14 protein-coding genes are annotated in these 12,895 nt (G+C 39.9%); all 14 read right to left on the minus strand.

The window, feature by feature from the left end; translation table 11 throughout:
* Positions 1–44: 44 nt before the first annotated feature.
* The 14 genes from RHP64_RS09265 to RHP64_RS09330 all read right to left on the minus strand — a co-directional run bounded on the left by RHP64_RS09265 (position 45) and on the right by RHP64_RS09330 (position 12,880).
* Positions 45–683, minus strand: a complete 639-nt coding sequence (locus tag RHP64_RS09265; RefSeq protein ID WP_011680432.1) for a LysM peptidoglycan-binding domain-containing protein — start codon at positions 681–683, stop codon at positions 45–47.
* A gap of 369 nt (positions 684–1,052) precedes the next feature.
* Positions 1,053–1,499, minus strand: a complete 447-nt coding sequence (locus RHP64_RS09270; protein ID WP_011680433.1) for a F0F1 ATP synthase subunit epsilon — start codon at positions 1,497–1,499, stop codon at positions 1,053–1,055.
* Between the two features lie 14 nt (positions 1,500–1,513).
* The gene (atpD, locus tag RHP64_RS09275) at positions 1,514–2,914 is read right to left on the minus strand and encodes a F0F1 ATP synthase subunit beta (protein WP_002815624.1); all 1,401 of its coding nucleotides are present in this window, start codon (positions 2,912–2,914) and stop codon (positions 1,514–1,516) included.
* 162 nt (positions 2,915–3,076) lie between these two features.
* A complete protein-coding gene (locus RHP64_RS09280; RefSeq protein WP_011680434.1) occupies positions 3,077–3,985 on the minus strand; it encodes a F0F1 ATP synthase subunit gamma in 909 nt (302 codons plus the stop codon).
* A gap of 14 nt (positions 3,986–3,999) precedes the next feature.
* Positions 4,000–5,517, minus strand: coding sequence for a F0F1 ATP synthase subunit alpha (gene atpA, locus RHP64_RS09285; RefSeq protein WP_014325140.1), 1,518 nt, complete (start codon positions 5,515–5,517; stop codon positions 4,000–4,002).
* A 12-nt stretch (positions 5,518–5,529) separates the two neighbouring features.
* Positions 5,530–6,072: an ATP synthase F1 subunit delta gene (atpH, locus tag RHP64_RS09290; RefSeq protein ID WP_025268507.1), complete on the minus strand. Its 543-nt coding sequence runs from the start codon at positions 6,070–6,072 to the stop codon at positions 5,530–5,532.
* Between the two features lie 11 nt (positions 6,073–6,083).
* Positions 6,084–6,587: a F0F1 ATP synthase subunit B gene (gene atpF / locus RHP64_RS09295; RefSeq protein WP_002815628.1), complete on the minus strand. Its 504-nt coding sequence runs from the start codon at positions 6,585–6,587 to the stop codon at positions 6,084–6,086.
* A 26-nt stretch (positions 6,588–6,613) separates the two neighbouring features.
* Positions 6,614–6,841, minus strand: a complete 228-nt coding sequence (gene atpE, locus RHP64_RS09300) for a F0F1 ATP synthase subunit C (protein ID WP_002815630.1) — start codon at positions 6,839–6,841, stop codon at positions 6,614–6,616.
* A 172-nt stretch (positions 6,842–7,013) separates the two neighbouring features.
* Entirely contained in the window at positions 7,014–7,739 is a 726-nt protein-coding gene (atpB, locus tag RHP64_RS09305) for a F0F1 ATP synthase subunit A (RefSeq protein WP_002815631.1), read from the minus strand.
* Positions 7,740–8,096: 357 nt separating this feature from the next.
* Complete coding sequence (locus tag RHP64_RS09310) at positions 8,097–9,368, minus strand: uracil-xanthine permease family protein (protein ID WP_036092568.1); 1,272 nt, start codon at positions 9,366–9,368, stop codon at positions 8,097–8,099.
* A 126-nt stretch (positions 9,369–9,494) separates the two neighbouring features.
* Entirely contained in the window at positions 9,495–10,208 is a 714-nt protein-coding gene (gene gpmA, locus RHP64_RS09315; protein WP_011680438.1) for a 2,3-diphosphoglycerate-dependent phosphoglycerate mutase, read from the minus strand.
* A 107-nt stretch (positions 10,209–10,315) separates the two neighbouring features.
* Complete coding sequence (locus RHP64_RS09320; RefSeq protein WP_002815634.1) at positions 10,316–10,516, minus strand: cold-shock protein; 201 nt, start codon at positions 10,514–10,516, stop codon at positions 10,316–10,318.
* Between the two features lie 178 nt (positions 10,517–10,694).
* Positions 10,695–11,372, minus strand: a complete 678-nt coding sequence (locus tag RHP64_RS09325; protein WP_011680439.1) for a DUF4811 domain-containing protein — start codon at positions 11,370–11,372, stop codon at positions 10,695–10,697.
* On the minus strand, positions 11,369–12,880 hold the full coding sequence (locus tag RHP64_RS09330; RefSeq protein ID WP_025268509.1) for an MDR family MFS transporter: 1,512 nt from the start codon (positions 12,878–12,880) through the stop codon (positions 11,369–11,371). The genes RHP64_RS09325 and RHP64_RS09330 overlap by 4 nt, the downstream gene beginning before the upstream one ends.
* Between the last annotated feature and the right edge of the window lie 15 nt (positions 12,881–12,895).

Raw genomic sequence — 12,895 nt, forward strand, 5'->3', positions numbered from 1 at the left:
AAAAAAACGCCAAATGGCGATTTTCTTTTTTATAAAACTAAATTTTAATACCAACCAGTAGAATTTGAATGTGCCAAAGCGTTAACAGCAGTACCATAACGGGCTGCAATATATGCCTTCATAGCATTCAATTGATCATTGTAGTCGGCAGTGTTACCACCGTAAATAGAACGTGCTTGTGCAGATAATTGACCCAAGCCATAGTATTGACCGTTAGTAGCATTAACATTTCCACTTGATTCACGTGCAATCAGTGCATTCAAAGCAGCTGTTTCTGATGATGAAGATGATGACGTTGTTGTTGAGCTAGTAGCAGCTGTTGTTGTTGAAGCTGTTTGTGTTGAAGTTGAAGCTGTGTTATCAGTTGAAGATGTTGTTGAGGCTGCTTGTGTTGTTGATGAAGTATCAGCAGCAGCTGTTGTTGTTGAAGCTGTTTGTGTTGAAGTTGTGTCATCTGTGGCAAAACTCAAATGTTGTCCTGTAACGATCCAGTTAACATTTGAAATGTTGTTTTGAGCAGCAATTTTGTCAACTGAAACGTTGTACTTTGCTGAAATTTTATTTAATGTGTCACCTGATTGAACAACATAATCTGTTGTATCGGCACTTGCATGGGCTCCTCCGAACGCTAAGGCACCGGCAACACCGGCAGCGATTGTCAAAGTCTTCTTAATATTAAACATATATATTTGTACTCCTAAAGTTGTCTGTTCTGATTTAGATACACCAGAATTGGCACATCCATGTAATTAACTTACGAGTATTAGTTTAGTCGTTGAATATAATAGACAAACGTCTGGAACATATCAAGAATATTACATACTATTATTTACTATACACTCTACTATCACCTTGTCTTATAACAATCTTAATATTTGGTTATCTGCTTAATATAGATGTTTTCTGTCTTTTTTAATTGCACTAAAATGTAGTTTTTAGCCTAAAAATGTCATTATATCTTACTTTGAACTAGGACTTATTATCGATATTCAATCATTTTTCATTATAAAAACCCTCGAAACAATTATTTCGAGGGTTTAAATTCTTTTTATTTAGCGGCCCGATTTCAGAGCAGCAACGTGAATACGGTTCACCGCACGCATTAAGGCAATTCGTGCGCGACGTAATTCAGCGTCATTATGATCATCTTGTGCATGTGCCAAACGTGCTTCCGCACGCTCCTTGGCGCTTTCAGCACGTGACACATCAATCACATCCGAAGTTTCAGCACTATCGGCTACAACTGTCAAAGTATCATTTGAAAACTCAGCAATACCACCATTAACAGCCAATGATTCCTTATCATCACCGCGCTTGACGATTAACTCATCAATTGTTAGAGCTGCTAATATCGGTACGTGCTTTGCCATGATACCCACTTGGCCACCTTGAGTGTTTACAACAGCGATATCAATACCACTTTCATTGTAAACTTCACCCGCTGGTGTCACGATTTGAACAGTAATGCCTTTTGTTGCAGTTGTTGTTTCATCTGCCATATGTCAATACCCCCTTATTGGGCCATTGTCTTGGCTTTTTCAACAACCTGCTCAATAGCACCAACGTTACGGAATGCATCTTCTGGCAAATCATCATATTTACCATCCAAAATTTCCTTGAATGAACGTACAGTTTCAGCAACTGGTACATATTCACCATTGATACCAGTAAACGTTTCGGCAACTGAAAATGGTTGTGACAAGAAGAATTGAATACGACGTGCACGGTTAACAGTCGTCTTCTCTTCATCTGATAATTCATCCATACCCAGAATTGAAATGATATCTTGCAATTCACGATAACGTTGCAGTGTACGTTGTACTTCAGTAGCAACTTCATAATGTTCTTGACCAACAATTTGTGGATCCAAAGCAGAAGAAGTTGATGCCAAAGGATCAACGGCTGGGTAGATACCTTGTTGTGTCAATGCACGTTCCAAGTTAGTTGTTGCATCCAAATGCGCGAATGTTGTAGCAGGCGCTGGATCAGTATAATCATCGGCAGGCACATAAACGGCTTGAATTGAAGTAACTGAACCCTTCTTAGTTGAAGTAATTCGTTCCTGCAATTGGCCCATTTCTGTTGCCAATGTTGGCTGATAACCAACGGCTGATGGAATACGTCCCAACAAAGCTGACACTTCAGAACCAGCCTGAGTGAAACGGAAAATGTTATCGATAAACAACAACACATCCTTACCTTCATTATCACGGAAGTTTTCAGCCATTGTCAAACCTGTTAAGGCAACACGCATACGTGCACCTGGTGGTTCGTTCATTTGACCATAAACCATGGCAGTTTGTTTCAAAACGCCTGATTCTTCCATTTCATGGTACATGTCATTACCTTCACGGGTACGTTCCCCGACACCAGTAAAGACCGAAATACCGTTGTGGCCTTGCGCAATGTTGTGAATTAATTCTTGAATCAGAACTGTCTTACCAACACCGGCACCACCAAACAAACCAATTTTTCCACCACGAACATATGGAGCAAGCAAATCAATAACTTTAATACCTGTTTCCAATATCTCTGTCGAGCTTGTCAACTCATCATACTTTGGTGCATCACGATGAATTGAGCTACGACGAACATCAGAAGCAATTGCACCATTATTATCTACAGGTTCACCCAATACGTTGAAGACACGACCAAGTGTAGCTTCACCAACTGGAACCTCAATAGGATTACCAGTGTCAACTACTCCCATGCCTCGTTGGAGCCCGTCTGTTGAGTCCATGGCAATCGTGCGGACAACGCCGTCACCCAAAGCCAAAGATACTTCAACTGTCAATGATTGCCCATTACCCTTATCAATTACAAGGGCATTGTTGATATCAGGAACTTGTTGCCCTGCTTCAAACGCAATATCGACGACCGGACCAATCACTTGTACGACTTTTCCAGTACTCATTGTCGTTTCCTTTCAGTTTTTAAGTATAAGGCTATACATGAACTGAACCGACCAATGCCAAAGTAGCCATTGGTTTTGATTCCTTTATCATGTTATACCAAATACATTCCTACACAAATAAATGTGCGTATTTTTAATATAGATTGAATGGCATTAATTAGCTTATTCCAAAGCCGCCATACCACCAGTAATTTCAGTAATTTCAGTCGTAATTGCTGCTTGACGTGCACGGTTGAACTGTAATTCTAAACGACCAATAAGATCTTTCGCATTATCAGTTGCACCCTTCATCGCTGTAGATGAAGCAGCGTGTTCAGCCGTTTTTGCATCAAGCACTGCTTCATACACTAAACTTTGCGCAAACTGTGGCAAAACAACGTTCAATACTGCTGTTGTATCCGGTTCGATTTCATAAGTTGCTTGAACATTAAGTTCAGCTTTTTGTTCTTCCGTTCCACCCATTGCATTCAGAGTGTCCCCAGTTAGTGGCAATAATTGCACGTCCCTGTATTCACTAGTCAAACGGTTCACGAAATGGTTATAAACCACATGAAGTGCGTCAAACACTTCATTTTCATATAGACTTGTCACCGTTTTAACAACCGAACGAATTTCATTAAATGTTGGAACATCTGACACACCGCGGTGTTCTAAAATAACCTCAAACCCACGTTTCTTATAAAAATCAGCTCCATTACCACCGACAGCCAAAATCGTTGTATTGCTTGTATCCAAATTCAGATTTTGCATTAAAACATTGGTTTGTTTAATAACATTTGCATTGTATGATCCAACTAACCCACGATCTGATGTGACCACCAGAATACCAGTTTTTTTAATTGGACGTTGTGCAATCAATGGAATATGATCAGCATCTGCATTATCAAAGAGGTGAGCTGAAACTAAATGTTCAACAACTGCCTCTAAACGAGCTGCATAAGATCCATACCCTGCACTGTATTTTTGAATTTGACTTAATTTTGCCGTTGAGACCATTTGCATGGCACTCGTAATTTGACGTGTTTTTTTAGTGGATGAAATACGACGCTGAATATCTTGCAAAGAAGCCATAACAGCGCCTCCTTTTATTCTGCTGATTCAGATCCAGCAAATCCAGCCTTAAAGGCTTCGATTGCTGCATTCAAATCAGCCTCTTCAGGTAAGTTCTTTGTTTCAACAATTGTTTTGAATAATTCTGAAGCATTTGCATCAACATATGCAATCAATTCATCTTGGAAACGTTGAATATCTGCTACTTCAACATCATCCAAGTAACCATGTGTCAATGCATATAATACAACAACTTGATGTTGTACGGGCATTGGTTTGTTCAATGGCTGCTTCAAAATTTCAACAGTACGACGTCCACGAGCAAGCTTTGCTTGGGTTGCTGAATCCAAGTCAGAACCAAACTGCGCGAAACTTTCTAATTCACGGAAAGAAGCCAGATCCAAACGTAATGTACCAGCAACCTTCTTCATAGCCTTAATCTGCGCATCACCACCAACACGTGAAACAGAAGTTCCAGCGTCAATGGCAGGACGGACACCAGCATAGAATTGATCAGCATCTAAGAACACTTGACCATCAGTAATAGAAATTACGTTTGTTGGAATATACGCAGAAACATCACCGGCCTGCGTTTCGATAAATGGCAAAGCAGTCATTGAACCGCCACCTAATTCATCGCTCAACTTAGCCGCACGCTCTAGTAAACGTGAGTGCAAGTAGAAAACGTCACCAGGATAAGCTTCACGTCCTGGTGGACGACGAAGAATCAATGACAGCTCACGGTAAGCCGTGGCTTGCTTTGATAAATCATCATACACGATCAAAACGTGCTTGCCATTATACATGAATTCTTCACCCATGGCTGCACCAACATAAGGCGCCAAATACAACATTGGTGCTGGTTCGGAAGGACCAGCATTAACAACAATTGTATAGTCCATAGCGCCCATTTGACGTAAGGTTTCAACTTGTGCACGCACAGTTGAATTCTTTTGGCCAATGGCAACATAGATAACGATCATGTTTTGATCTTTTTGATTCAAAATTGTATCGATGGCCAAAGAAGTTTTACCTGTCTTACGGTCACCAATGATTAACTCACGTTGTCCACGTCCAATTGGAACAAGGGCATCGATTGCTTTAATACCTGTCTGTAATGGTTCGGAAACGGATTTACGTTCCATAACACCAGGTGCTTTTACTTCTACAGGGCGTGTCTTATCTGTCTTGATTTCACCCAATCCATCAATTGGTTGACCCAAGGCGTTAACAACGCGTCCGATTAATTGTTCGCCAACTGGCACTTCCATGATGCGGCCAGTACGCTTTACTGTGTCACCTTCGCGAATATCGTCAAAACCACCAAGAATGATAATTCCAACTTCGCTCGATTCGAGGTTTTGGGCCATGCCGTAAGTGCCATTAGCAAATTCGACAAGTTCACCAGCTAAGGCATTTGCCAAGCCAGTTGCACGGGCCACACCATCACCAACATAAGTGACAGTTCCCACTTCTTCTACAGTTAGCGTTGTGTCGAACTTTTCGAGCTGTTGCTTAATTAAAGCAGAAATTTCTTCAGCTTGAATAGCCATTATTCTTCCTCACTAACCTAATAATTGTGCCTTCATTTTGGCAATTTTTGTTTGCAAGCTACCATCAATTAAAGTTGATTGTGACTGCAAGATAACACCACCAAGGATGCTTTCATCAACTACGTTTTCAATATTAACTTGCTTTGCACCTGTTTTTGATGCAAAGACAGAAGCTAATTTATCTAAACGTCCATCGTCTAGTGCAACAGCCGTAGTTGCTTGCACATCCACGATGCCATTTACTTCATTATATTGGCTGACAAATTCATCAACTACAATTGATAAAATGTTCAAACGATTGTTAACCTGTAACAGCTTAACCAAATTTTTAACTGAGTCAGTGCTGTTACCTGTTAATGTTTTTAACAGATCATCACGTGAAGCAATAGCAACGTCCGCTGATGAAGCAATAGTTATGAAATTTTGGTTTTCATCAAGCACTGTTTTAATTGTGCGTAAATCCGTCAAAACCTCATCAACATTATCTTGTTCGCCAGCAAGTTCAAAAATTGCTTTGGCGTATTGGTTAGCAATATCTTTAATATTCTTTGCCATCCCAATACTCCTTATTTAGTTTCTAAATCTGAAATGTAAGCATCAATTAATGCTTGTTGATCATTTAACGATAGTTCTTTTTGCATTAACTTTGAAGCGATTGCCACCGAAAGGGCTGCAACATCGTTTTTTGCACCAGAAATTGCGTCTTCCTTGAGCTTTTGCGCATCTGTCTGCGCTTGTTGGCTGACAGAAGCTGCGCGATCGTTAGCTGCAGAGACGATTAGGTCACTTTGCTTTTGAGCGCTAGCTTTTGCATCATTAACCACTTTTGTGGCATTTTGACGTGTTTCAGCCAATTCAGCTTGACGTTGTGATGCTAATTCCTCTGCCTCTTGACGAGCTACTTCAGCACCATCAATGTCAGAAGAAATTTTATCAGCACGTTCATCAAGAACTTTTGTCAATGGTCCGTAGGCCACCTTCTTCAAAATGAGCATCAACAAGAGGAAGGCGATGATAATAAACAGCATATTTCCAAGTGGAAGTGCTGCCAATGTTGTTATTCCCAACATGATTTTCCTCCGCTACTATTGTGTGATTACTTGCCCATCAACATGAAGGCGAAGACAATTGACAAAATTGGCATAACTTCGACCAACGCAACACCCAAGAACATACGTGACAACAAACGACCTTCAAGTTCTGGTTGACGGCTCATGCCTGCCAAGAACTGTGAAATCAAAACACCGTTACCAATACCACCACCAACGGCGGCTCCAGCAGCTGCAAGACCTGCTGCGATTACACCAAGATTGTGCAAATCCATTAGATTTCTCCTTATTCGTAGCGCACACACAAGAACTATTTCAAGCGTGCGCATTTATACTATTTTAGATGATACGCTCTCGCGTTTTATAAGCAAACCAACTCGTGTTATAGAATCATTATTTACACAGTGCCTCTGTAACACAAATCTCATTTGCTTTGCAATAACACTCTTACTCGTTACCCGACAACTGTGAGATGAATACACCTGTCAAAATGACAAACACATATGCCTGAATACCACCGATGAAGAGTGAAAAGCCTTGCCAGACCATTTCAATCGGCAATGCCAGCACTGACCAGAGCCCATTAAAGTGCCCAGGCCAGGCCAAACTGTTAGCCACGAGCGTTAGTAACATTTCACCAGCGAAGATGTTACCAAACAAACGCAGTGACAACGTCAAGAAATTGGCTAATTGTTCAATAATATTCAACGGAAGCATCCATGAATATGGGGTGAAGAACATGTTCTTAATATAGCCCTTAAAACCAAGTTCTTGAACGCCCATACCGTGAGCAACCATCAACGACATAATTGCAAGCGTCATTGTTACAATCGGATCAGCAGTTGGTGACTTAATATAAGTCACACCATCGCCAAGCTTAAACTGTATTAGCAAGCCCATTTCGTTTGACACAATTACAAAGAAAAACAATGTAAATGCGAACAAACCAAACTGGCGCGCTTGCTTCTTTGTTAGCTGTCCATTCACGATACCGTTGGTGAAATCTAACAAATATTCGATTGCGTTTTGCCGTTTGTTAGGCTTTACACTAAGTTTGCGGGTTAACACAATTGAGACAATGATAACAATTGCCATAGCCAGCAACGTTGAAATAATCGTTGTCCAATCAAAGGTTAGACCAAGAAACTTAAACGTTGCCGTTGGGTCATCCATGCGCCTTCTCCTTTCTCATATAATTTGGCGAAATGGTCGAAATCGGCTATTCGTCATAACATAAAATATATGATACGCCTTTCATTTTGAAATTCAACTGTTTACCGCGATGTTTTTCACAAACTTTTTGTTTTCCTTAAGAGAAACGTTGTTAGTTAAGTTCTTCCGACCTAAATATAAGAATAATAACGTTTATCAGGATTTTTACATTATTTTAAATGTATACGTTTACAATTTCTGTTCGTATCACAAACTTTAACATTTTTATAGAATAGTAAATTTCAGACCAATGTTTATTGACTGTCTAATCATTAATAAAAAAGAGCCGAATTTTTAACAAATTCCGCTCTCTATGATTTACTTTTCACTTGCAGCCACTTTTGGCAACACCAAATTCAATACAATGCCCAAAATAGTAGCAATGGCAACTCCAGAAAAATCAACTTGTGTGCTTAATTGTAAATGAAAGTTTCCAATACCGACAACCATAATAGGTGCTGCAATCATTAAATTACGTTTCTTACTATAATCAACCTTATTGTCAACGATAACTTGCAACCCTGCAGCCGCAATGACACCGTACAACATAAAGCCAACACCACCCGTAACAGCGCCAGGGATCGTCGAAATCAAAGCTGATAGCTTACCAACAAAACTAAAAACGACCGCAAAAAAGGCTGCTCCACCAATGACCCAAACTGAATAAACACGGCTCAATTGCATAACGCCAATGTTTTCACCGTAAGATGTTACCGCTGGTCCACCAATCAATCCAGCAACAACAGAAGCCGTACCATCCCCCGTTAAGGTACGTTTCAAACCTGGATTTTCAAAAAAATCAGTCCCAGTGATTTTTGACAAAACCATCAAATGTCCTAGATGCTCAGACAGCGTAACTAAAGCTAATGGTGCCATGCTCAGTACAGCAGCTGGATAAAAGACGAAACCATCTTTACCAATGAACGTCTCAAAATTAGGTAATTGGAACCAATGGGCAGAAGCCACAGGGCTTAAATCTACTAGACCAGTGATTAAAGCCACAATATAACCAAAGATAATTCCAAGTAGCACTGGCAATAGTCCTAAAAATCCCCTTAAAAACATATTAAAAGCAATCGTTGCCAGCAACGTAACCAACGCGACCGTAAACACACGAATATCATAATGTCCATTCATGGTAGTCGCTGAGGAAGCAGCAGAACCAGCTAGACTCAAGCCAATTACCATGATGATAGGTCCCACGACCTCAGCTGGGAAAATATACTCAATCCAAGCAGTGCCAGTAAAAGTTACAATGAAAGCAACAACCAAATATACTAGCCCAACAGAGATAATTCCTTGCGCTACGGCTGGATAACCAACTGTCTTCAGCAAGGACGTCATGGGAATAATGAAAGCAAAGCTTGAACCCATGTAAGCTGGTACTTTACCACGTGTAATCAGTAAATGAAGCAGTGTACCGACTCCTGAGGTAAACAGGGCTACTCCAGGATTGAGGCCAACGAGTAATGGCACTAAAACAGTAGCGCCGAACATAGAAAACAGATGTTGCAATGATAAACCTAACCATGTAAAAAAGGGTGGCTTATCATGTAAATCATAAATCGCATTATTTTGATTTTTTGACATAAGGGGGTCTCTCCTGCAGAATATACTTATTTTATTATAAACAAAATTCCAAAATAATGTCGAAAGATTGCATAAAAAAAGACACACTACTCAATCTATGAAACAGCATATCTTTTATGAATTAAATTACTTAGTTAATGTCTTTTTTGATACGACTGACAAATCATCAGCCAAATCATATACCAATGGTTGTCCGTTAGCAATTTCAACATTCAAAATGTCGTCATCTGAGATGTTTTCCAAGTGCTTAACCAAGGCACGCAATGAGTTACCGTGAGCAGCAATAACCACGTTTTTACCAGCTTTTAAATCTTTTGAAATGTCTGATTCCCAGAAAGGCAATACACGTTCCAAAGTAATTTTCAAGTTTTCACCCAATGGCAATTCACCTTCAGGTACATCGGCGTAACGACGATCAAATGCTGGGTAAGTATTACCTTGTACTGTCATTGTTTCATCATATGAGTCCAACAATGGTGGCAAAACGTCGTATGAACGACGCCAGATGTGAACTTGCTCGTCACCCCACTTTTCAGCAGCTTCGGCTTTGTTTTGACCTTGCAATGCGCCATAATGACGTTCATTCAAACGCCATGACTTTGCTTCTGGAATAAACAATTGTCCTGCTTCTTCTAAAGCCAAGTGCAATGTTTGGATTGCACGCGTCAAAACTGACGTATATGCTTGGTCAAATTGAATACCTTCAGCAGCCAAAAGATCGCCAGCTTCTTTGGCTTGGGCAATACCTTTTTCAGACAACTTTGTGTCAATCCAACCATTAAACAAGTTTAATGCATTCCATTCACTTTGACCGTGACGGATTAATACTAACTTAGCCATATGTGCTAAACTCCTTAGTTTGTGTTTAATTTAACGACTATATTATACCACGTTTTGGTGACACAAAAAAACACACAACTTATATAAGTTGTGTGTTCCAAAAGAAATTAACCCTTTGTGATGTTTGTTGCTTGCAAACCGCGGTCTGAAGTTTCAACGTCAAATGTAACTGCTTGACCTTCGTCAAGAGTCTTGAAGCCGTCGCCTTGGATTGCTGAGAAGTGTGCAAATACATCTTCGCCGCTTTCGCGTGTGATGAATCCGTAACCCTTTTCTCCGTTAAACCACTTTACTGTGCCTTTTTCCATGATATGTTTCTCCTTTGGTGTGCTCACCAAGTTTTATTGTTCGTAATTTAAATAATTGGTACTGAGCGCCTTCCGAGAAAAACAAATCAAAATCAAAAACTTTTATTACTCTTACAGTGTAACACATCCATAAAAATTAGCAAGCATTACGCATATTAATTTAAATCCTATGATGAAATCATTTACTATCTAGAGCTGCCTTAACTGCCTTAACCTGCATTTGCGCTGCTTTGTCAGGATCTTTTTGAGCTAATTCTGCTAATTGCTTTTGTTGTTCAGCAGCAGCAGCTTTTTCAGCATCTGTTTTAGGCGTCATTTTAGCAGATAGTGATTTTGCCTGAGTAGTTGTCAAGGCAATCCAGGTACTTGGTACTTGATAAATAGTACGTCGATGCTTCAAACTCTTATTATTATCAGCAATTCCAAACAATAATTTGTAAGTATTGTTTTTATAAACCCAACGTGTCGTTTTTGTGACCTTGTATGCTTTGTTTCCAGCGATACTTTCTCGTCGAGAAGTTGTTTTCAAATCTGGCTTTGCCACGAAAGTTTTCTTAGCATCGGAACTTGTTTTATAAATATAAACATTTTCTTTACCATTAGTTCCAACACCTTGATACAACAGCATACCAAATCCTTGATTAGCATCACCCGCTGTATAAATTTGCTGTTTTTTGGTCGTCGTAACTGCTTTCATACCATAATGATCGTGCATGTTTGCAACAATGCCAATCACAGAAATAATTAAACCGATAAACATAATCAGAGCGGTTAGCAAACGAATAACACGGTTTTCTAACATCATATTTGCTAAAAAGCCTAGCAGCGCAAATACTGCCATAATTAAAATAATCATTTTGACGCCTCCATCTTTGATGGTGTGTTTACCTTACCGCTGTGCAATGTAAATGCAATAATAACAGCTACAATCGCAAAGGATGCTGCCAGAAGAAACGAAGCATGAAAACCTTTCAACGTCGCATCAATCATTTTTTGTGCCCATTCTAACGGATCTTGCCCTTTTAAGGCAGATGATGGCTTATTATTATCTGTTACTGATTGCATCATTGAAGCCAAAATAGCTGTTCCTAGGGATGAAGCAATTTGACGCATTGTGTTGTTAGCTGCCGTTCCTTGTGAAGCAGTCTCTGGAGACAAAGCACCCATAGCTGATGCTGTTAGCGGCATCATAACCATGGCAATACCAAACATACGCAATGTGTAAAGTGCTGTGATATATATAGACGGCGTATCAGCGGTCATATAAAACAATGGTAGTGTGCCAATAATTAAAATAGTAAAACCAGTAATAGCTAAACGCTTAGCGCCATGCTTGTCATAGAATGCACCGGCTAATGGTGAAATAAGTCCCATCATTAATGCACCCGGTAATAATGTTAATCCTGAGTGCAAAGGCGTCATGCCACGAATATTTTGTAAGAAGATTGGCAGAATCATTTCAACCCCAATCATGGACATCATAGCTAAAGAAACCAAAATTGTCGTAATCGTGAACTGCCTATTTTTGAATACTGACATATCTAAGAATGGCTTATCCATTCTTGATTGATGCCACATAAATTCTGCAATAATTAAAATACCTGCTACTAATGGTAAGATAACCCAACCAAAGTCGCCCCAACCATGTGTTGATACCATGGCAAAACCGAATAGTAACAATCCAAACCCAAATGTCGATTCGATTAGTGAACGCACATTAAGAGAAATATTCCTAGTAGGTAAAACATCGTGGAATACAAAGAATGAGGCAATAATAACAATAATGACGACTGGTAAGTCAATTAGAAATATAGAGCGCCAAGAATTTTGTAACGTGAAACCCAGAAAAGTATGATCTTTCTCCAAAATCCACCCTGATAGTGTTGGTCCGATGGCAGGTGCCATACCAACAACTAGGCCACCCAAGCCCATGGCTTTTCCACGTGACTCTGCATCAAACAGCGTCAAGGATACGACCTGCATCAGAGGCATCAAGACACCAACTGCCATTGCTTGTAATACACGTGCAACCATTAGCAACCAGAATGCATTTGTTGGTGTCATAAAGGCCAAAAAAGTTCCGGCTGTAAATAAGCTCAACGCTGATAAATAAAGCGTTTTTGTGGGAATTCTTGTCGTTAAGAAGGCTGAAACCGGCACCATAATACCGTTAGCCATTAAGAATATGGTCGTCAACCACTGTACGGTAGAGGCATTAACATCAAAAGCCTTCATCAGTGCTGGTTGTGCTGTTCCAAGTGAGGTCTGCATCAGCATCACCGAGAAGACACCAACCAATAAGACGAGCATCATAGCTAAGCGATTGACGCTTTTACCATGTGTATCTGTAATTGTATCTGACATGTGTAAATCCTTTCA

This window comes from Leuconostoc sp. XM4, from assembly GCF_055698815.1.